Consider the following 19,922-nt stretch of genomic DNA (forward strand, 5'->3'; position numbering starts at 1 on the left):
TTCTTAGTCCTCCCCCAGGATCTGCGGCACCTTGAAACGCTGCTGCTCCTGGGCGGGGGCGCCCGAGAGCGCCTGCTCGGGGGTGAGCGACGGACGGACCTCGTCCGCGCGCATGACGTTGGTCAGCGGCAGCGGGTGCGAGGTCGGCGGTACGTCTTGGTCGGCGACCTCCGAGACGCGGGCGACCGCGCCGATGATGTCGTCGAGCTGTCCGGCGAAGTGGTCGAGCTCCTCGGCCTTCAGCTCCAGACGTGCAAGGCGGGCGAGGTGGGCGACCTCCTCGCGCGTGATGCCAGGCATGCGGCGATCCTCAGGGGTGAGTTTGCGGGTTGTGGGGCCAATCCTATGGGTCGAGGTGGTGTGGCCGTTAAACGGTTTCCCCGCGGCCGACCGCGGGGGGCCTCTCGCCGCGCCTCAAGGGCTGCCCTGCCGCCTGCCGCCTGCGCCCGCCCGGTACCCCGGGGTCTCGGGCTACTTGACCACGTGCCCCGAGGACTCCCCCACGTCGGAGCCCTCGGCGAGCGCCGCCGCCTCCGCCGCGACGTCCGCCGGGCGGCGCCAGCCGCGTGAGCCGCGGGCCCGCAGCCAGGCGGTCGTCTCCTCCGGAGGCATCGCGGCGGCGACCAGCCACCCCTGGACCGCGTCGCACCCGAGGTCCCGCAGCCGCTCCCACGTCTCGTCGTCCTCGACGCCCTCGGCGACGACGAGCAGGCCCAGCGAATGGGCGAGGTCCACCGTGCAGCGGACGATCGAGGCGTCCTCCTCGTCGATGGCGAGCCGGGCCACGAAGGAGCGGTCGATCTTCAGCTCGCTGACGGGCAGCCGCCGCAGGTGGACCAGCGAGGAGTACCCCGTGCCGAAGTCGTCGAGGGACATCTTGACCCCGTGGCCGGTGAGCCCGGCCAGGGTGTCCGCGGCGCGCTGCGGGTCCTCCAGGAGCACGTGTTCCGTTATCTCCAGCTGGAGCGCCCCCGCGGGCACCCCGTGCCGGGCCAGGCGCGCCGCGACGGACCCGGCGAAACCGGGCGTGTGGACGTCGCGCGGGGAGACGTTGACGGCGACCGGGACCTTGAGGCCCTGGGCGTGCCACTTGGCCACCTGGCCGAGGGCCGACTCCAGGACGTACTCCGTCAGGTGCGGCATGAGTCCGGAGGACTCGGCGATGGCGATGAACTCGTCCGGCGGCACCTTCCCCCGCTCGGGGTGCACCCAGCGCACCAGCGCCTCCAGGCCCTCGACCTTGCCGTCGAAGCGGACCTTGGGCTGGTAGTGCAGTTCGACGTCGCCCGCGTCCAGCGCCCGGCGCAGGTCCCCCAGCAGGCCGAGGCGGTCCGGGGTGTTGGAGTCCCGCTTGGACTCGTACACCTCGACGCCTGTGCGGTCCCGCTTGGCCTGGTACATCGCCACGTCGGCGCGGCGCAGGAGGCCCTCCGCGTCGAGCGCGTGGTCGGGGAAGACGGCGAGGCCCGCGCTGGCCTCCAGGACGAGGGTGAGGCCGTCGAGGTCGAGCGGTGAGCCGAGCGCGGCCACCAGCTGCCGCGCCACGCGCGTGGCGGACGTGGTGGAGTCGGCGATGGGCAGCAGCACGGCGAACTCGTCGCCGCCGAGGCGGGCCGCCTCCGCGCCGTGCGGGAGGGCGAGCCGGAGCCGGTCCGCTATCTGCAGCAGCAGCCGGTCCCCGGCGAGATGGCCGAGGGTGTCGTTCACGGACCGGAAGCGGTCCATGTCGATCAGCATCAGGGCGGAGCGCGCGCCGATCCGCTCGGCGTCGTCGAGGGCCGTCCAGGTCCGCTCCAGGAGCCACTGCCGGTTGGGCAGTCCGGTGAGCGGGTCCCTGAGCTGCTCCTCGGCCCGGGCGCGGGCGATCCACAGGGTGGAGTCGAGTGCGACCAACGGGATCGCGAAGAGCGGCAGCAGGATCGGCAGGGAGACGGCCACCACGCAGATCAGCGGGGCGATGCCGAGCAGCGCGATGCCGAGAAGGCCCTGCCTGACCAGGGCCGTTCGGGTGACGGTCGGCAGGGCGCCGGTGCGCGGCGCGTGGACGTACCAGAGCAGGACGCGGGTGACGACGAGGTAGGCGACGGCGACCAGCGCCACTTCGGGGGCGGTGTACAGGTCCCAGGTCTCGGGCAGCCAGGGCGACTCGGCGGTCGGCGCCGTGCCGAACGCGGCCAGGGTGAGCGCGCCCGCGCCGATGCCGAGGAGGTCGACCGCGCCGTGCAGCACGCCCTGGCGCCGGCGGTGCCTGCGGGCGACGCCGACCAGGACGACGACGGTGAGGCTGACCAGGCCGGCGGGCACCCACCCGTACAGCAGGAGCACGGCGACGGTGAGGGCCCCGCCGGAGCCCGTGCCGCCCCACCAGCGGTCGCGGCCGAGGGCGACGAGGTGGCCGACGATGAGGCCGGTCAGGACGGCGAGGGACCAGCCGGTCGCCCCGGCGGGGAACAGCGTGTGCCGGCCCGTGAGGGCCTGGAAGAAGCCGGTGCCGAGGAGTAACGCGGCTGCCGCGACGACCAGGAGGGGCAGCAGGGGCCAGGGGTCGCGGGGGTCCTGTTCGGTGGGGCCGCCCGCCATGGCCACGGCGCTCTCCGTGCCGCATCCGGAGGTGGGCGAGGTCCAGGCCCGCTCACGGGGTTCGATGGCGGTGCTCAGCGCGCCGCAGCCGGGTCCGCTCGCGAGGCCCGGGTCGGCGGCCGGTACGGTCCGCCGGCCGCGCAGCCAGGTGGCCGGCGCGCACCACCGGCGCGCGCGCAGCGGTGAGTACGGGGCGGCGCTCTCGGTCGGTTCCATTCCCGTCCCTCTCACAGCCGGCGGTGCCCACGCCAAACGGACTCGGCCCAAAGGCGGCCGGGCCCGGAACTTCCGTCCCCGCGCTCCGAACGAGCGAGGGCCGCACAACTCCCGGACTCGTGCCGAGCGGGGGATGCCCCCTTCCGAGCTCTTGTCGAGCAGGAGATGCCCCGTTCGCGGCGGGGCCCGGCAGGCGCACCTCTCAACAGTAGGCCGCGGAAGGCTTCCACGGGCAGCGGTCGCCCACGGTTGCCCGAATGCGACCCGGCCACCCGTATGCATCTGGTATGCGCCGAACGGGTGGCCTTCAACCGCTACTCCTCGGTCGGAAGCGCGACTTCCCGCGCCGCGTCCGGTCCTTGTTCCAGCAGCACGACGAAGCCTTCCTCGTCGAGAACCGGAACCTTCACCTGCATCGCCTTGTCGTACTTCGAGCCGGGGTTGTCCCCCACGACGACGAAGGACGTCTTCTTCGAAACGGAACCCGTCACCTTCGCGCCACGGCTCTGCAGCGCCTCTTTCGCGCCATCCCGGGTGTAGTGCTCCAGCGTGCCGGTGACGACGACCGTGAGGCCTGCCAGGGGGCGGGGACCCTCGTCCTCGCCGCTCGTCTCCTCCTCCATGCGCACCCCGGCCGCCCGCCACTTGCGGAGGATCTCGCGGTGCCACTCCTCGGCGAACCACTGTTTGAGGGAGGCCGCGATGACCGGCCCCACTCCTTCCGTCGTGGCCAGCTCTTCCTCGGTGGCCTGTTCGATCCGGTCGATGGAGCGGAACTCGCGGGCCAGCGCCTCGGCGGCCACCGGGCCGACGTGCCGGATCGAGAGGCCGGTCAGGACGCGGGCGAGGGGGCGCTCCTTGGCCGCCGCGATGTTCTCCAGCATGGCGAGGGTGTTCTTCTTCGCCTCGCCCTTCTGGTTGGCGAAGAAGGTGACGACCTTCTCCTCGCCGGTCTTGGGGTCGCGCTTGGGCAGGCCGGAGTCCTGGTCGAGGACGTAGGACTTGATGGGGAGCAGCTCCTCGATCCGCAGGTCGAAGATGTCGCCCTCGTCGAGGATCGGTGGCTCGGCCGGCTCCAGGGGTCTGGTCAGCGCGGCCGCGGCGACGTATCCGAAGTTCTCGATGTCCAGGGACTTGCGGCCGGCCAGGTAGAAGAGCCGTTCGCGCAACTGGGCCGGGCAGGTCTGGGCGTTGGGGCAGCGGAGGTCGATGTCGCCCTCCTTCATGGGCCGCAGCGCCGTGCCGCACTCGGGGCACTCGGCGGGCATCTCGAACTCCCGCTCGGTGCCGTCCCGCAGGTCCACCACCGGGCCGAGGATCTCCGGGATGACGTCACCGGCCTTGCGCAGCACGACCGTGTCGCCGATGAGGACGCCCTTCTTCTTCACCACCTCCTGGTTGTGCAGGGTGGCGAACTCCACCTCGGAGCCGGCGACCGTGACGGGCTCCACCTGGGCGTACGGCGTGACGCGGCCGGTGCGGCCGACGCCGACGCGGATGTTGACCAGTTTGGTGTTGACCTCCTCCGGGGCGTACTTCCAGGCGATGGCCCAGCGCGGGGCGCGCGAGGTGGAGCCGAGGCGGCCCTGGAGGGGGATCTCGTCGAGCTTGACGACGACGCCGTCGATCTCGTGCTCCACGGAGTGGCGGTTCTCCCCGAAGTACGTGATGAAGTCCCGCACGCCTTGGAGGTCGTCGACGACCTTGTTGTGCCGGGCGGTGGGCAGGCCCCACTCGTGAAGCAGCTCGTAGGCGTGGCTGAGGCAGTCGATGTCGAGGCCCTCGCGGGCGCCGATGCCGTGCACGACCATGTGCAGGGGCCGGGTCGCGGTGATGCGGGGGTCCTTCTGGCGCAGTGAGCCCGCCGCGGCGTTGCGAGGGTTGGCGAAGGGCTTGTCGCCCGCCTCCACCAGGCGGGCGTTGAGCTCCTCGAACTTCTCCATGGGGAAGAAGACCTCGCCGCGGATCTCCACCAGGGCGGGCACGCGGTCGCCCTTGAGCCGCTGGGGGATGTCCGCGATGGTGCGGACGTTCGGCGTGATGTCCTCGCCGGTGCGGCCGTCGCCGCGGGTGGCGGCGCGGGTCAGCCTGCCGTCCTCGTACGTCAGGTTGACCGCGAGGCCGTCGACCTTCAGCTCGCACAGGAAGTGGTAGCCCGGCGAGCCGACGTCCTTGGCCACGCGGTCGGCCCAGGCGGCCAGCTCCGCGTCGTCGAAGGCGTTGTCGAGGGAGAGCATGCGCTCGCGGTGCTCGACCGCCGTGAACTCCGTCTCGTACGCCCCCGAGACCTTCTGGGTGGGCGAGTCCGGTGTCCGCAGCTCCGCGTACTCCTCCTCCAGGGCCTCCAGGGAGCGCAGGAGCTTGTCGAACTCCGCGTCGCTGACGACGGGTTGGTCCTTCACGTAGTACCGGAAGCGGTGCTCCTCGATCTGTTCGGCCAGCTGGGCATGCTGATCCCGTGCCTCGGCGGGCACGGAGCCTTGCTGTTCGACAGCCACCGTAAAAGTCCTCCCGTTACGTCATACCCAATTACTCAGGGTTGTCTGCGAGCGATCTCGCCGCCTTGACGCAGTGGGCGTGTGCCGCGCGGGCGTACGCGGGGGAAGCCCCCGCGAGTCCGCACGACGGAGTGAGTACGACCGACTCCGCGAGTGATCCCGGATTCAGCCCCAGCCTGCGCCACAGCGTCCTGACACCCATGACGCTACCGGCAGGGTCCGACAATGGGCCGTTCACGCCCGGCACGACACCGGCGAAGAGCTTCGTGCCGCCCTCGACCGCCTCGCCGATCACCTCGTCGTCACGCTCGGTGAGGAGCGAGAAGTCGAACGAGATCGCGTGGGCCCCGGCGCGGCGCAGCAGCGCGAAGGGCACGTCCGGCGCACAGGAGTGGACGACGGTCGGTCCCTCGCCCTGGACGGCCAGGACGTCCCGCAGGGTGTCCTCCACGCTCTGGCGGTCCACGGCGCGGTGGGTGCGGTACTGGCTCGCCGTCCTGACCTGCCCGCGGAGCACGGCGATGAGCGAGGGCTCGTCCAGTTGCAGCACCACCTGGGCGCCCGGGACCCTGCGGCGCACGTCGGCGAGGTGCTCGCGCAGGCCCTCGGCGAGGGATCCGGCGAGGTCACGGCAGGCGCCCGGGTCGGAGAGCGCCACTTCGCCGTTGCGCAGCTCCAGGGCGGCGGCGAGCGTCCAGGGGCCGACGGCCTGGACCTTGAGCGGCCCCTGATACCCCTGGGTGAACTCCTCCAGGGCGTCGAGGTCCTCGCCGAGCCAGGCCCTGGCCCGCTTGGTGTCGCGGCCGGGGCGGTCGCCGACGCGCCAGCCGCTGGGCTCCACGCGCGCGTACAGGTCCACGAGCAGTCCGGCGGTGCGGCCGATCATGTCGGCGCCGGGTCCGCGCGCGGGCAGTTCGGCGAGGTGGGGGATGCCCTCCCCGGGGCCCGCGAAGCTGCCGGTGACGGTCTTCGCGGCCTCGCGGGCGTCCCCGCCGGGCAGGGACCCGACGCCGGTCGCCGGGCCCCAGGTCATCGTGTCGCTCATCGTCCCGGCCGCACCGTCAGGTCGTTGACCTCCGCGTCGCGCGGCAGGTCCAGGGCCATGACGATCGTCGTGGCGATGGACTCGGGGTCGATCCAGCGGGACGCGTCGTAGTCCTTGCCCTCCTGCTGGTGGACCTTGACCTGCATGGCACTGGCCGTGCGGCCGGGGTAGACGGAGGTGACCCGCACGCCGTTGCCGTGCTCCTCCTGGCGCAGGGAGTCGGCGAGGGCCTTCAGGCCGTGCTTGGAGGCGGCGTACGCGGACCACTCGGCGTGGGCGTTCAGGCCGGCGCCGGAGTTGACGAAGACGACGTGTCCCTGGCAGGCGCGCAGTTGGGGCAGGAAGTGGCGGGTCAGTTCGGCGGGGGCGACGAGGTTGACGTTGAGCTGGTGGTGCCAGGCCTTGGGGGTGAGGTCGCCGACCGGGCCGAGGTCGACGACGCCGGCGATGTGCAGGAGGGAGTCCACGCGCGAGGGCAGCGACTGGTGGCCGAAGGCCCAGGAGAGCCTGTCGGGGTCCGCGAGGTCGCCGACGAGCGTGCTCGCGCCGGGGAACTGCGCGGCCAGTTCCTTGGCGCGGCCCGCGTCGCGCGCGTGGAGGACGAGTTCGTCGCCGCGTGCGTGCAGGCGGCGGGCGACGGCCGCTCCGATGCCGGAGCCGGCCCCGGTGATCACATGTGTTGCCATACCCGCCATGCTCGCATCACCGCGTGCCCTGTGATTCCTCCAGGTAGGCCAGGGCGCCGACGGGCTCCTCGGCGAAGAAGACCAGTTCGGTGAGGGGTACGGGCAGGAAACCCTCGTCCTCCATGCGGCGGAACTGCTCCTTGAGGCCGTCGTAGAACCCGGCGGAGTTCAGCAGGACCACCGGCTTGGTGTGCTTGCCGTGCTTCTTCAGCTCCAGAATCTCGGTGGCTTCGTCGAGGGTGCCGGTGCCACCGACCATGATCACGATCGCGTCGGCCTTCTCCAGGAGGAGCGCCTTGCGCTCGGCGAGGTCGCGGGCGATCACCATCTCGTGGGGGTCGGCGACGGCCCGGGCCTTGGCCGCGAGGAAGTCGACGGAGACACCCACCAGCCGCCCGCCCGCCTCCTCGACACCGTCCGCGACCACCTTCATCAGGCCGCTCTCCGAACCGCCCCACACCAGGGTGTGGCCTCCCTTGCCGAGCAGTTCGGCGAACTGCCTGGCGGGGCGGGTGTAGCGCTCGTCCAGGTCGGCGGCGGAGAGGAAGACGCAAATATCCATGTGCTCACGGTACGGTCCGAGGGGAAGGCGCCTGTCGAGGAGGTACGTCGTGGCCAAGGGACACCGGATCACTGTCGAGCAGGGCACGGACCATGTGCGCGTGGTGCACGACGGGCAGGTCGTCGCGGAGAGCCGCCGCCCGCTGCTGTTGCGCGAGACGGGGTGTCCCGTGCGGTACTACCTGCCTCCGGAGGACGTGCGTACGGACCTGCTGACGCCGTCCGCGACGAGCACGCACTGCCCGTTCAAGGGCACGGCCTCCTACTGGTCGCTGCCGGGCGCGCAGGACGCGGTGTGGGCCTACCCCGAGCCGAAGCCGGAGGTGGCCGCCGTCAAGGACCACTACTGCTTCTACGAGGCACAGGTGGTCCCGCCGCAGGGTTAGGTAGGTCACCCGCCGGCGCCGGCGAACGTCTTGCGGTAGGCGGCCGGGGAGACCCCGAGCACCGCGCGCATGTGCTGGCGCAGTGAGTTGCCGGTGCCGAATCCGGCCCGGTGGGCGACCACGTCCACGGGCAGGTCGCTCGACTCCAGGAGCTGGCGGGCCAGTTCGATGCGCTGGGCGGTCAGCCAGCGGCCGGGGGGCATGCCGACCTCCTCCTGGAAGCGGCGCGTGAAGGTCCGCAGGCTCATGCGCGCGTGGGCGGCCAGCTCGCCGAGCGGCAGCGGCTCGTGGAGCCTCTCGAGCGCCCACGCGCGCGTGGCGGCCGTCGTGGCGAGCGTCGGCGCGGGGACGGGCCGCTCGATGTACTGCGCCTGCCCGCCCTCGCGCCAGGGCGGGACCACGCAGAAGCGGGCGACGCGGTGGGCGACGGCGGTGCCGTGGTCGCGGCGCAGCAGGTGCAGGCACAGGTCGATGCCCGCGCCGACGCCGGCCGCCGTCAGGATGTCGCCGTCGTCCACGAAGAGGACGTCCTCGTCGAGCGCGACCCGGGGGAAGGTGCGCCGGAAGTGGTCGGCCTCCTTCCAGTGGGTGGTCGCGGGGCGCCCGTCGAGCAGCCCGGCGGCGGCCAGGACGTACGAGGCGGTGCAGAGCGACACCCAGCGTGTGCCGGGCCGCACCCGGGCGAGCGCGGCGGCCAGGGGGCCCGGCAGGACGCCTTCGTCCGTGCCGCCGCACAGCCGCTCGGTGGGCGGGATGACGACCGTGTCGGCGGCGGCGAGCGCCTCGGGGCCGTGTTCCACCGCCACCTCGAACCCGGCGTCGGTCCGCACCGGCCCGCCGTCCACCGTGCACACGACGACGTCGTACAGCGGGTGTCCGCCGGCGTCCTGGGCGGCCCCGAAGATCCGGGGCGGGATGCCCATCTCGAAGGCGTACACCCCGTCCAGCGCGAAGACCGCCACCCGATGCCGGCCGCCAGGAGAAGTCATGGCCGAATCCTGTCACATCATGGCCAAACTGCCAGCACCGCGCCCGCCGGTCCCGACGCACTCTGGGTCCTCCAGCCGTTCCGGCAGAAGATCCGGCCCGGCAGAAGAACCGGTCCGGAGTTCCAAGAGGATGACCATGAAGATGCGTGCCGTAAGCCCCCGCTCCTGGGGCGCCCCCGAGAACCTGCTCCCCGTGGAGGTGGACCGTCCCGAGCCCGGCCTCACCGAGATCCTGGTGCGGGTGCACGCGGCGGGGGTGAACCCCGTCGACTGGAAGACCCGCGCGGAGGGCGCCTTCGGCAGCTGGGGGGACACGCCGATCCTCGGCTACGACGTGTCGGGCGTCGTCGAGGAGGTGGGCCCCGGAGTGACCCTGTACTCCCCCGGGGACGAGGTCTTCGGCATGCCCCGCTTCCCCGAGCAGGCGGGCGGCTACGCGGAGTACGTCGTGGCGCCCGCGCGGCGCTTCGCGCCCAAGCCCGTGGGCCTGTCCCACGTGGAGGCCGCCGCCCTGCCGCTCGCGGCGCTCACCGCGTGGCAGGGGCTCGTCGAGACGGCGGGGCTGCGGGCCGGGCAGCGGGTGCTGATCCACGCGGCGGCCGGCGGTGTGGGGCACCTGGCCGTGCAGATCGCCAAGGCCCGGGGCGCGTACGTCATCGGGACCGCGCGGGAGGACAAGCACGCCTTCCTGCGCGGCCTCGGCGCGGACGAAGTCGTGGACTACGCGTGCGTGGACTTCACCGAGGCGGTGAGCGACGTCGACGTCGTCCTGGACGGGGTGGGCGGCGAGTACGGCACACGGTCCCTTCGGGTCCTGCGTCCCGGCGGCCACCTGGTGACGCTGCCGGACCCCGGCGGCCTGCCGGACGCCGGTCTCGCGCGGGAGCACGGCGTCCACGCGGGCTGGACGATCGTGGAGCCGGACCGCCTGGGCCTCTTGGAGATCGCCCGCCTGGTGGACGAGGGGAAGCTCCGCGTCGAGATCGACACGGTGCTGCCTCTGGAGGAGGCGGCCAAGGCCCACGCGCACGGCGAGCAGGGCCGCACGCGGGGCAAGATCGTGCTCCGGGTCGCCGCGTAGCCGCCGGGTGAGCGGGTGGGGCGGCGGGTGTCAGACGCCCGCCGTCACCCGCTCCGTCGTCGCGATCGTCGCCGAGCCGACCACGCGCGTGCCGTCGTACAGCACGATCGCCTGGCCGGGGGCCACGCCGCGGACGGGCTCGGTGAAGGAGACCCGCAGTTCGCCGTCGACCAGCTCGGCGGAGACCTCGCTCTCGCCGCCGTGGGCCCGCAGCTGCGCCGTGTACGTGCCGGGGCCGGTGGGGGCCGCGCCGCACCAGCGGGGCCTGACGGCGGTCAGGCCGGTGACGTCCAGGGCGGCGGCCGGGCCGACCGTCACGGTGTTGTCCACCGGCGAGATGTCCAGGACGTAGCGCGGCTTGCCGTCGGGGGCCGGGGTGCCGATGCGCAGGCCCTTGCGCTGGCCGATGGTGTACCCGTACGCCCCCTCGTGGCTGCCGAGGACCGTCCCGGACTCGTCCACGATGTCGCCCTGCGCCTTGCCGAGGCGGGCGGCGAGGAAGCCCTGGGTGTCGCCGTCGGCGATGAAGCAGATGTCGTGGCTGTCGGGCTTCTTGGCGACGGCGAGGCCCCGGCGCTCGGCCTCGGCGCGGATCTCCTCCTTGGTGGTGACGGTGTCACCGAGGGGGAACATCGCGTGGGCGAGCTGCCGGTCGTCCAGGACGCCGAGGACGTAGCTCTGGTCCTTGGCCATGTCGGAGGCGCGGTGCAGCTCGCGGGTGCCGTCCTCACGGACGATCACCTTGGCGTAGTGGCCGGTGACGACCGCGTCGAAGCCGAGGGCGAGGGCCTTGTCGAGCAGCGCGGCGAACTTGATCTTCTCGTTGCAGCGCAGGCACGGGTTGGGGGTGCGCCCCGCCTCGTACTCGGCGACGAAGTCCTCCACCACGTCCTCACGGAACCGCTCGGCGAGGTCCCACACGTAGAACGGGATGCCGATGACGTCCGCGGCGCGGCGGGCGTCGCGCGAGTCCTCGATGGTGCAGCAGCCCCGGGCGCCCGTGCGGAACGACTGGGGGTTCGCCGAGAGGGCGAGGTGCACTCCCGTCACGTCGTGTCCGGCTTCGGCGGCGCGCGCGGCGGCGACGGCGGAGTCCACGCCGCCGGACATGGCGGCCAGGACACGGAGGGGGCGCTGGGGAGGCTGCGGGGTCTCGGTGAAAGTCATAGCCCTAACAGAGTACGGGCCCGCGGGAACCGGACGCCCGCCGCCAAGCGTTGACGAGCACATGGGGGAATCAGAGGGGCGCGGACCGGGACGCCGCGGAGTCAGCCGGCGCACCCTGCTGATCGGCGGCGGTGCGGCCGCCGCCGGCACGGCGGTGTTCGCCGGGGACGACCTGGGGCGGCTGTGGTGGCGGATGCCCGGTGTGGTGAAGAGGCGCGAGGAGGGCGAGGTGGACGCCCGGGGCGCGCAGTGGACGGCTGCCTCGGACTACAACTGGCGCCGCGCGAACCGCCCCGACGACTACGCCATCGACCGCGTCGTCATCCACGTCGTCCAGGGCGGGTACGCGACGGCGCTGCGCGTCTTCAAGGACCCCGGCCACGGGGCCGCCGCGCATTACGTGGTGCGCAAGGACGGGCATGTGGCGCAGCTGATCCGCGAGCTGGACGTGGCCTTCCACGCCGGCGACCGGAGCTACAACGAACGCAGTGTGGGCATCGAGCACGAGGGGTTCGTCGACGACAAGTCCTCGTTCACCGACGCGATGTACGCCGCGTCGGCACGGCTCACGGCCGGAATATGCGAGCGGTACGACATCCCGGTGGACCGCGAGCACATCGTCGGGCACGTGGAGGTGCCGGGCACGGACCACACGGACCCGGGGCCGCACTGGGACTGGGACCGGTACCTGCGCCTGGTCCGCGCCGCCCGGGACGGTGGCAGGAAGCTCCCGGGGCAGCGGAAGAAGAAGTCCTAGCTGAGCCCCGCCGTGCGGGCCCGGTCCACCGCGGGGCCGATCGCCGCCGCGACGGCGTCGACGTCCGCCCTGGTGGACGTGTGGCCGAGGGAGAAGCGCAGGGTGCCGCGCGCCAGGTCGGGGTCGGTGCCCGTGGCCAGCAGGACGTGGCTGGGCTGGGCCACGCCCGCCGTGCACGCCGAGCCCGTGGAGCACTCGATGCCCTGCGCGTCGAGCAGCAGCAGGAGGGAGTCGCCCTCGCAGCCGGGGAAGGTGAAGTGCGCGTTGGCGGGCAGCCGGCCCGCCGGGGACGGGTCGCCGCCGAGGATCGCCTCGGGGACCGCCGCGCGGACGGCGGCCACCAGCTCGTCCCGCAGGGCGCCGACCTCGGCGGCGAACCGCTCGCGGTGCTCGGCGGCGTACTCCCCCGCCACGGCGAAGGCGGCGACGGCGGGCACGTCGAGCGTCCCGGAGCGCACGTGCCGCTCCTGGCCGCCGCCGTGCAGCACGGGCACGGGGCTGTGCTCCCGGCCGAGCAGCAGCGCGCCGATGCCGTAGGGGCCGCCGATCTTGTGGCCGGAAACGGTCATCGCGGCGAGCCCCGAGGCTTGGAAGTCCACGGGGATCTGGCCGTAGGCCTGGACGGCGTCGGCGTGCAGCGGCACGCCGAACTCGGCGGCCACGTCGGCCAGTTCGCGGACGGGCTGGATCGTGCCGATCTCGTTGTTGGCCCACATGACGGTGGCCAGGGCGACGTCGTCGGGGTTGCGTCCGATCGCCTCGCGCAGCGCGTCGGGGTGGACGCGGCCGTGGGCGTCGACGGGGAGGTATTCGACGGTGGCGCCCTCGTGCCGGCCGAGCCAGTCGACGGCGTCGAGGACGGCGTGGTGCTCGACGGGGCTGGCGAGGACGCGGGTGCGGGCCGGCTCCGCGTCGCGCCGGGCCCAGTACAGGCCCTTCACGGCGAGGTTGTCGGCCTCGGTGCCGCCGGAGGTGAAGACCACCTCGCTGGGGCGCGCGCCGAGCGACTCGGCGAGGGTCTCGCGGGCCTCCTCGACGGATCGGCGCGCCCGCCGGCCCGCCGCGTGCAGCGAGGAGGCGTTGCCGGTGACGGCGATCTGCGCGGTCATCGCCGCGATCGCTGCCGGGAGCATCGGAGTGGTCGCTGCGTGGTCGAGGTAGGCCATGGTGCGCACGATTCTACGAGCCGTACGGCCCCGGACGCCCCGGCGGTATCAGCCTGCGAGACCCCAGGACACGGTGCCGTCCATCGCGACCAGCGCGGCGAGGACCGCCAGGTCGGCCACGCCGAGCCCGAGTCCGAGCAGGGCGCGGCCCTTTCGGGCGGTGCCGCGGTGCAGGGCGAGGCCCGCGAGGACGATCGCCGTGGGGCCGAGAAAGATGTTCAGGACGAGCAGTCCGAGCAGGCCGCAGACGAAGGAGGCGACGGCCATGCCGTCGGTGTCCCGGCGTCCGGTGGGGCGCGGCGGGGCGGCCTCCACGGCCTGACGCGGGGTGCGGTCGGCGGGGCGTTCGACGCTCCGGTCCGTGGCGGGTCCGGTGCGGTGCTGGGTGGTGAGTGCCATGGTCCGACTCCTTACGGGTCGTGGTGCCGCACGGATCTGGGATGAGGGCCGCTCAGTGGTGGTGGGTGCGGCGCTCGCGGAGCGCGAAGACCACGAGCCACACCCCGATGACCGCGGCGGCGACGAGCGTCACCGGCAGGGGGGTGTGGGCCACGGAACCCATGGCGACACCCAGCAGCAGGAGGGCGGCGACGAGGAAGAGCATGAGATCCCTCTCCAATCGGCGACCGGACCGTCACGGGCCCGATTCGGTGAACGCTTGTGGTAACAACTGTTCACTGACTTTCAGGGTACTCCGTCCCGCGCTTTCCAAACTCGGAGAACAGTTGTTAACTGCATGGCATGAGTCACACCCTCGGCGTCCGGCAGGCCCAGAAGCGCAGGACCCGGCAGGCGCTCCTCGACGCGGCGCTGCGGCTGCTGGAGGAGCAGAGCCTGTCCAGCCTGGGCCTGCGCGAGGTCACCCGCGCCGTCGGTGTCGCCCCCACCGCCTTCTACCGGCACTTCCGGGACATGGCCGACCTGGGTGTTGCGCTGGTGGAGGAGGCGCTCGGCAGCCTGCATCTGGCGCTCACCGCGCTGCTCTCCGCGACGGGTGAGCGCGCCGGGGATGACGACGGGGAGGAGCGCATCGCGGCCACCGTCGAACTGATCGCCGCGTACGTCCGCGCCCATCCCGCCCATGTCCGCTTCATCGCCCGCGAGCAGCACGGTGGCGTGCAGGCGGTGCGGGCCGCGATAAACGGCCAGCTCGCGCTGTTCGCCCAGGAGGTGAAGGACCAGTTCGCCGGGGAGCCGGGGACGGCGGGCTGGGCCGAGGACGACCTTTTGATGCTCGCCGGGATGTACGTCGACCACATGGTGATGACGGCCTCCGCCCTCCTGGAGGCGCAGGGCGACCCGGCGGCCGCCGAGCGGGTGGCGGCCACGGCGCGGCGCCGGCTGCGCCTGGTCAGCCTCGGGCGCCGCCACTGGCTGGACGTCTGAAGTAAGGGGCAACTAAGCTCTACGGTCATGACGAACGCCGGTGACGCCTGGATTCTCGACCGCACCTTCGCCGGCTCCTCGGGCGCCGTCCGCTGGGCCGCGCTCGGGCCCGTCGGCGCCCCGCCCGTCGTCCTGGTGCACGGCACCCCCTTCTCGTCGTACGTCTGGCGGGCCGTCGCCCGCGCCCTCGCGGGCGAACACCGCGTGTACGTCTGGGACCTGGCCGGATACGGCGCCTCCGAGATGCGGGACGGGCAGGACGTCTCGCTCGCCGCGCAGGGCCGGGTCCTGACCGAGCTGCTCGACCACTGGGGCCTTGAGCGGCCCGCCGTCCTCGCGCACGACTTCGGCGGCTGCGTCGCCCTGCGCGCCCACCTCCTGCACGGCGCGCGCTACGACCGCCTCGCCCTCGTCGACCCGGTCGCCCTCGCCCCTTGGGGCACCCCCACCTACCGGCTCCTCGGCGCGCACGCCGGCGTCTTCGCGCAGCTGCCGCCCCACCTGCACGAGGCGCTCGTACGGACCTACGTCGGCTCGGCGTCCCACCGCGGCCTGCACCCCGCGGTGCTCGACCGGCTGGTGGCCCCCTGGTGCACGGCGGAGGGCAGGCCCGCCTTCTACCGGCAGATCGAGCAGAACGACCAGCGCTACACCGACGAGATCCAGGGCAGGTACGGGGAGTTGGACCTGCCGGTGCTGATCTGCTGGGGCGCCGAGGACACCTGGATCCCGGTGGCGCGCGCCCACGAGCTGGCCGCGGCGATCCCCGGCGCCGGGCTGCGCCTGATCGAGGGCGCGGGGCATCTCGTACAGGAGGACGCGCCCGCCGAACTCAGCGCGGAGCTGGCCCGTTTCCTCCGGGCTGATCCGCCGCGTACAGGGCGGTGACGGCCGCGGCGGCCCGGGCCAGTTCGGCGCGCACCTCGGGCGGCGAGAGCACCTCGACCGTGTCCGCGAAGGGCAGCAGCGTCTTGGTCGCGCCCAGGAACTCGTACGCCAGACGGACCGTGATCCACTCGCCCGTGCCGTCGTCGTCCTCGGGCGGGTGGGCCAACGCGGTGCCGTTGAGGCGCAGGAACAGGTCGTAGCGGTCGCGCCGCACTCGCGCCGTCACCTCGATGCCGCCGGGGCGCTCCTCCACCTGCGCCTTCAACAGCGCCCACACCTCGGCGAGTTCGACGCCGGGGCGGCGCCGGACCGGGGCCTCGGTGAGGGTGGCCGAGCCGATCCGGTCGGCGCGGAACAGGCGCGGGGCGCCGCGCCGGTCGGCGACGAGGTACCAGACGCCGGCCTTCGACACCAGGCCGTACGGGTCGACGGTGTACGTCCTTGGCCGCGGGCCCCCGGCGTGCCGGTAGCGCAGCCGCAGGCGCCGGTCCGCGAAGACGGCGTCCTGGAGCGCGGCCAGCTCCCCGCCGGCCGAGGGGCCCGCCATCCAGCGGGAGGCGTCGACGAGGATGCGGCGGCCGGTCAGTTCGGCGGCGGGCCGGTGCGGTTCGGGCAGCGCGGCCATGACCTTGCGCAGCGCCGAGCCGAGCGCCCGGTCCAGGCCGAGCGCGGCGTGCGCGCCCCGTGCGGCGAGGACGAACAGGGCGCGCGACTCGTCGGCGGTCAGCCCCGTCACGTCGGTGCGGAAGCCGGCGAGCAGCTCGATGCCGCCGTGCCGGCCCCGCTCGGCGTAGACCGGGACACCGGAGGCGGACAGGGCCTCGACGTCCCGGTAGACGGTGCGAACGGAGACCTCCAGCCGCTCGGCCAGTTCGCGCGCGGGCACCCGGCCGCGGGTCTGGAGCAGCAGCAGGATCGAGAGCAGCCGGTCAGCTTTCACGCCGTCCAGGATCCCGTACGAGGGTCTGCCCGCCGCGGCGGCTCCGGTACGAGGGTCTGCCCGCCCGGCGGTTCAGGACAGGCGGGCGCGGGCCAGCTGGCGCGACTGCGCGACCAGGCGGTCCGCGCTGTCCCACACCTCGGCGTCCTCCTCCAGGAAGCCGCCCGCGAGGTTGCGCGTGGTGATCGCGACGCGCAGCGGTCCGGGAGCCGGGCGGCAGCGCACGTGCACCGTCAGCTCCACGGTGGGCACCCAGCCGGTGAGGCCCATTTCGAAGGCGGTGGGCGGCAACGCGTCCACCGCGAGCAGCAGCGACAGCGGGTCGGCGTCGCGGCCGTCCGCGAGGCCGAACCAGGCCCTCATCTCCCCCTTGCCGGAGGGCTGCCCGAGCGCCCAGCCGAGGGTGGCGGGGTCGAGCTTGAGGAAGAGGCGGTCGGCGATGGCGGAGCTGCCGGGCACCGGGCGGTGGCCGGGAGCGTCCTGGGCGCCGAAGCACTGGTCGAGCGGCGGGATCGCGGGCGGCTCCGCACTCGTGCGGACGTCGTCGGGGAGCGCGTCGAGGTCTCCGTACGAGGCGAGGACGCGGATCCGCTCGACCTCGCGGCCCTCCTCGTCGTACTGGAAGAGGGAGGCCTGTCCGGTGGAGAGGGAGCGGCCGCCGCGCACCACGTCCGTGCGGACCACGGCCGGGCCGGGCCGGGACGCGGTGAGGTAGTGCGCGGAGATGGTGAACGGGTCGGCGTGCGGCAGGGCGTCGGCGAGGGCGCGGCCGATGACGGCCAGGAGGTAGCCGCCGTTGACGGCGCTGATGATCGTCCAGCCGGCGGAGAGTTCGGTGTCGTAGACGCCGGGCTCGCGCCGGGTGACCGCGGTGTCGCGGTCGAACTCGCTGTCGCCGATGCGGGCGGGCGCCGCCGCGGGGAGGGGGGCTGCCGAGGTGTCCGAAGCTGCCGTTGCCATGGCAGCAAGGTACAACACCCAATTACTGAGCGGTAGCTTTTCGGGCTACGGCGTCTCCTCCACGTCCGCCTCCACCGCCGTGGAGCGCCGGTGCCAGGCACGCGGTGCCCGCCAGTGGTAGCGCAGCGCCAGCAGGCGCAGGACGAACGCCGTCACGACGGCGAGGCCGCTGGTGAAGGCGGTCAGCTCGTCGAAGCGGATGCACAGGGCGACCATCGCCGCGCCCACGATGGCCGGCACGGCGTACAGGTCGCGGTCCCAGCGGACCAGCGAGGGCACTTCGTTGGCGACGATGTCGCGCAGGACGCCGCCGCCGACCGCGGTCATCAGGCCGAGGGCGGCGGACGCGGTGAGGCCGAGGCCGTAGTCGTACGCCTTGGTCGTCCCCGACACGCAGAAGAGCCCGAGGCCCGCCGCGTCGAAGACGTTCACCGCGAGCTGGGTGCGCTCCACCTCCGGGTGGAGGAAGAAGACCAGGGCGGCCGCGAAGAGCGGGGTGATGAAGTATCCGAGGTCGGTGAAGGCGGCCGGCGGGACGGCTCCGATGACCAGGTCGCGGAAGAGTCCCCCGCCCAGCGCGGTGACCTCGGCGAGGACGGCGATGCCGAAGACGTCGAAGTTCTTGCGCACGGCGAGCAGCGCGCCGGAGATCGCGAAGACGAAGATCCCCACGATGTCGAGCGCGTGCTGGACGGAGGGGCTGAACAGATCCTGGAGCACGCGCCATTCTTACCCGGGGCCACCCCTGCCTCGTCGCCGGCTTCGGCCCCGGTTGAGGGTTCGTGTGCGGCTGTTCGCTGTGCCGCCTCGCGCTGTCGTCCGAAAGTCCCCACTGGAACTTCAATGACACGGTTGAAGGCAGGCAAGGCAGGTGCGACGGACGAGTGAAGTGAGGTGCCATGAAGTTCGTGCTGGAGGTCGACATGGGCGAGAACGCGTTCGAGGGAAGGGCCGCCGAGGAACTGGGCCGCATCCTGCGGTACTGGGGCGGCAACCTCGGCCACTACGCGCTGACGCCCGGCGACGGCGAGGCCGTCCAGGACTCCGCGTACCGGGAAGTGGGGCGCTGGAGCGTCACGGAGTGAGCGGGGTCGGCTCGCCGCCGACACGGCGGAGGGAGGGCACGCGCCGATCGCGCGCCCTCCCTCCGGGGCCTCCTACTTGCCCGCCGACTCCGCGGGCGGCTCCACGGACTTGGCGGGGGCCTCAGCCGACGTGGCGGGGGTCTCGGCCGACTCGGCGGGGGTGTCCGCCGGCCCGGCGGGGATCTCCGCAGACTTGGCGGGGGCCTCCCCGGGCTCGGCGGGGGTCTCCGCCGACTTCGCGGGAGTCTCCACCGGCTCGGCCGGGGTCTCCACCGGCTGCACAAGCGGCTCCACCGACTTCGCGGGGACCTCCACCGGCTCGGCCGGGGTCTCCACCGGCTTCGCAAGAGGCGCTGTCGACTTCGCGGAGGCCTCCGTCGGCTTCGCGAGCGGCTTTGCCGTCTTCGTGGCGGGCTGATCCGGGGTCGATCCGTCCGCCTTGGGGGCCACCCTCACCACCTCGATGGCCTCCTTGGCGGCCGCCAGCAGCGTGGTGTCCTCGGGGGCCTGGTCCGCCGCGTTCTCCGGGTGGTGGCACGCCACCTGGTGCCCGGTGGCGAGCGGGATCAGCGGCGGCTCCTTCGTCTTGCAGATCTCCGTCGCCTTCCAGCACCGCGTGTGGAAGCGGCAGCCGCTCGGCGGGTCGATCGGCGAGGGCACGTCGCCGCGCAGCAGGATGCGCTCGCTCTTGGTGCCGCGCCGCTTGGGGTCGGGCACCGGCACGGCGGACAGCAGCGCCTTGGTGTACGGGTGCATCGGCGTGGAGTAGAGGTCCCTGCGGTCCGCCAGCTCCACGATCTTGCCGAGGTACATCACCGCGATGCGGTCCGAGACGTGCCGGATGACCGACAGGTCGTGCGCGATGATCACGTACGTGAGGCCCAGCTCGTCCTGGAGGTCGTCCAGGAGGTTGACCACCTGGGCCTGGATGGAGACGTCCAGGGCCGAGACGGGCTCGTCCGCCACGACCAGCTTCGGCCGCAGCGCCAGCGCCCGCGCGATGCCGATGCGCTGGCGCTGACCGCCGGAGAACTCGTGCGGGTAGCGGTTGTAGTGCTCGGGGTTGAGCCCGACGCGCTCCAGCATCTCCTGCACGGTCTTGCGCACGCCGCCCTCGGGCTTGACGCCCTGGAGCTTGAAGGGCGCGCCGACGATCGTGCCGATGGTGTGCCGGGGGTTCAGCGACGAGTACGGGTCCTGGAAGATCATCTGTACGTCACGGCGGAACGGACGCATCTTCGCGGTGTTCAGGTGCGTGATGTCCGTGCCCTCGAACTCGACGCGCCCGCCGGTCGGTTCGAGGAGCCGGGTGATGAGCCGGCCCATCGTCGACTTGCCGCAGCCGGACTCGCCGACCACGCCGAGCGTCTCGCCCGGACGCACGTCGAAGGTCAGCCCGTCGACCGCCTGCACGGCCGCCACCTGGCGCTGGAGCAGCCCCTTCTTGATGGGGAAGTGCTTCACCAGGCCCTCGACCTTGAGCAGCGGCTCGGGCGAGGTCTCGCTCTGCGCCGGGATCGTCATCTCCTGG

21 protein-coding genes are annotated in these 19,922 nt (G+C 73.0%); 6 read left to right on the plus strand and 15 right to left on the minus strand.

Going from position 1 to position 19,922, the window contains the following annotated elements:
- Window positions 1-3: 3 nt before the first annotated feature.
- From gatC to ACZ516_RS21550, 6 genes are all read right to left on the minus strand, one after another.
- Window positions 4-300 carry an Asp-tRNA(Asn)/Glu-tRNA(Gln) amidotransferase subunit GatC gene (gatC, locus tag ACZ516_RS21525; RefSeq protein WP_010984178.1) on the minus strand — a complete coding sequence of 99 codons (297 nt, stop codon included), beginning with the start codon at window positions 298-300 and terminating at the stop codon, window positions 4-6.
- 171 nt (window positions 301-471) lie between these two features.
- Complete coding sequence (locus ACZ516_RS21530; RefSeq protein WP_469011600.1) at window positions 472-2,580, minus strand: putative bifunctional diguanylate cyclase/phosphodiesterase; 2,109 nt, start codon at window positions 2,578-2,580, stop codon at window positions 472-474.
- 530 nt (window positions 2,581-3,110) lie between these two features.
- Window positions 3,111-5,294 carry an NAD-dependent DNA ligase LigA gene (gene ligA / locus ACZ516_RS21535; RefSeq protein WP_361086352.1) on the minus strand — a complete coding sequence of 728 codons (2,184 nt, stop codon included), beginning with the start codon at window positions 5,292-5,294 and terminating at the stop codon, window positions 3,111-3,113.
- 31 nt (window positions 5,295-5,325) lie between these two features.
- The gene (locus tag ACZ516_RS21540) at window positions 5,326-6,339 is read right to left on the minus strand and encodes a methionine synthase (RefSeq protein ID WP_469011389.1); all 1,014 of its coding nucleotides are present in this window, start codon (window positions 6,337-6,339) and stop codon (window positions 5,326-5,328) included.
- Entirely contained in the window at window positions 6,336-7,034 is a 699-nt protein-coding gene (locus ACZ516_RS21545; RefSeq protein WP_469011390.1) for an SDR family oxidoreductase, read from the minus strand. Before ACZ516_RS21545 ends, ACZ516_RS21540 begins: the two co-directional genes overlap by 4 nt.
- A gap of 7 nt (window positions 7,035-7,041) precedes the next feature.
- Window positions 7,042-7,587, minus strand: a complete 546-nt coding sequence (locus ACZ516_RS21550; protein WP_361086346.1) for an LOG family protein — start codon at window positions 7,585-7,587, stop codon at window positions 7,042-7,044.
- A gap of 49 nt (window positions 7,588-7,636) precedes the next feature.
- On the opposite strand from ACZ516_RS21550, the gene ACZ516_RS21555 reads away from it, so the two are divergent.
- The gene (locus tag ACZ516_RS21555) at window positions 7,637-7,972 is read left to right on the plus strand and encodes a DUF427 domain-containing protein (RefSeq protein ID WP_469011391.1); all 336 of its coding nucleotides are present in this window, start codon (window positions 7,637-7,639) and stop codon (window positions 7,970-7,972) included.
- A 5-nt stretch (window positions 7,973-7,977) separates the two neighbouring features.
- On the opposite strand, the gene ACZ516_RS21560 is transcribed toward ACZ516_RS21555, so the two are convergent.
- Complete coding sequence (locus ACZ516_RS21560) at window positions 7,978-8,961, minus strand: GlxA family transcriptional regulator (protein ID WP_469011392.1); 984 nt, start codon at window positions 8,959-8,961, stop codon at window positions 7,978-7,980.
- A 142-nt stretch (window positions 8,962-9,103) separates the two neighbouring features.
- Between ACZ516_RS21560 and ACZ516_RS21565 the strand changes: the two genes are divergently transcribed.
- The gene (locus tag ACZ516_RS21565; protein ID WP_469011393.1) at window positions 9,104-10,042 is read left to right on the plus strand and encodes an NADP-dependent oxidoreductase; all 939 of its coding nucleotides are present in this window, start codon (window positions 9,104-9,106) and stop codon (window positions 10,040-10,042) included.
- 30 nt (window positions 10,043-10,072) lie between these two features.
- On the opposite strand, the gene mnmA is transcribed toward ACZ516_RS21565, so the two are convergent.
- On the minus strand, window positions 10,073-11,209 hold the full coding sequence (gene mnmA / locus ACZ516_RS21570; RefSeq protein WP_361086338.1) for a tRNA 2-thiouridine(34) synthase MnmA: 1,137 nt from the start codon (window positions 11,207-11,209) through the stop codon (window positions 10,073-10,075).
- A gap of 61 nt (window positions 11,210-11,270) precedes the next feature.
- Here mnmA and ACZ516_RS21575 point away from each other — a divergent pair, with 61 nt between their 5' ends.
- Window positions 11,271-11,966, plus strand: a complete 696-nt coding sequence (locus ACZ516_RS21575) for an N-acetylmuramoyl-L-alanine amidase (protein ID WP_469011394.1) — start codon at window positions 11,271-11,273, stop codon at window positions 11,964-11,966.
- Here ACZ516_RS21575 and ACZ516_RS21580 read toward each other — a convergent pair.
- The 3 genes from ACZ516_RS21580 to ACZ516_RS21590 all read right to left on the minus strand — a co-directional run bounded on the left by ACZ516_RS21580 (window position 11,963) and on the right by ACZ516_RS21590 (window position 13,736).
- A complete protein-coding gene (locus ACZ516_RS21580) occupies window positions 11,963-13,132 on the minus strand; it encodes a cysteine desulfurase family protein (protein WP_361086333.1) in 1,170 nt (389 codons plus the stop codon). The two genes, ACZ516_RS21575 and ACZ516_RS21580, sit on opposite strands and share 4 nt — an antisense overlap.
- Before the next feature lie 48 nt (window positions 13,133-13,180).
- Window positions 13,181-13,399 (minus strand): DUF4190 domain-containing protein, encoded by a 219-nt coding sequence (locus tag ACZ516_RS21585; protein ID WP_358587152.1) that lies wholly within the window; start codon window positions 13,397-13,399, stop codon window positions 13,181-13,183.
- Window positions 13,400-13,583: 184 nt separating this feature from the next.
- On the minus strand, window positions 13,584-13,736 hold the full coding sequence (locus tag ACZ516_RS21590; protein ID WP_358587138.1) for a hypothetical protein: 153 nt from the start codon (window positions 13,734-13,736) through the stop codon (window positions 13,584-13,586).
- 137 nt (window positions 13,737-13,873) lie between these two features.
- On the opposite strand from ACZ516_RS21590, the gene ACZ516_RS21595 reads away from it, so the two are divergent.
- Window positions 13,874-14,518, plus strand: coding sequence for a TetR family transcriptional regulator (locus tag ACZ516_RS21595; RefSeq protein WP_358587136.1), 645 nt, complete (start codon window positions 13,874-13,876; stop codon window positions 14,516-14,518).
- 27 nt (window positions 14,519-14,545) lie between these two features.
- Window positions 14,546-15,406: an alpha/beta fold hydrolase gene (locus tag ACZ516_RS21600; RefSeq protein WP_469011395.1), complete on the plus strand. Its 861-nt coding sequence runs from the start codon at window positions 14,546-14,548 to the stop codon at window positions 15,404-15,406.
- Here the strand turns inward: ACZ516_RS21600 and ACZ516_RS21605 are convergent.
- The 3 genes from ACZ516_RS21605 to ACZ516_RS21615 all read right to left on the minus strand — a co-directional run bounded on the left by ACZ516_RS21605 (window position 15,351) and on the right by ACZ516_RS21615 (window position 18,026).
- On the minus strand, window positions 15,351-16,346 hold the full coding sequence (locus tag ACZ516_RS21605) for a helix-turn-helix transcriptional regulator (protein ID WP_469011396.1): 996 nt from the start codon (window positions 16,344-16,346) through the stop codon (window positions 15,351-15,353). The genes ACZ516_RS21600 and ACZ516_RS21605 overlap by 56 nt on opposite strands.
- A 72-nt stretch (window positions 16,347-16,418) precedes the next feature.
- Window positions 16,419-17,306: a thioesterase family protein gene (locus tag ACZ516_RS21610; protein ID WP_469011397.1), complete on the minus strand. Its 888-nt coding sequence runs from the start codon at window positions 17,304-17,306 to the stop codon at window positions 16,419-16,421.
- 45 nt (window positions 17,307-17,351) lie between these two features.
- Window positions 17,352-18,026, minus strand: a complete 675-nt coding sequence (locus ACZ516_RS21615) for a trimeric intracellular cation channel family protein (protein ID WP_358587128.1) — start codon at window positions 18,024-18,026, stop codon at window positions 17,352-17,354.
- A 179-nt stretch (window positions 18,027-18,205) separates the two neighbouring features.
- On the opposite strand from ACZ516_RS21615, the gene ACZ516_RS21620 reads away from it, so the two are divergent.
- Window positions 18,206-18,391, plus strand: coding sequence for a hypothetical protein (locus ACZ516_RS21620; RefSeq protein ID WP_469011398.1), 186 nt, complete (start codon window positions 18,206-18,208; stop codon window positions 18,389-18,391).
- Window positions 18,392-18,463: 72 nt separating this feature from the next.
- Here ACZ516_RS21620 and ACZ516_RS21625 read toward each other — a convergent pair whose 3' ends face one another.
- Window positions 18,464-19,915: a dipeptide ABC transporter ATP-binding protein gene (locus ACZ516_RS21625; RefSeq protein ID WP_469011601.1), complete on the minus strand. Its 1,452-nt coding sequence runs from the start codon at window positions 19,913-19,915 to the stop codon at window positions 18,464-18,466.
- Window positions 19,916-19,922 lie beyond the last annotated feature (7 nt).

The organism is Streptomyces sp. NPDC034037 (assembly GCF_055575715.1).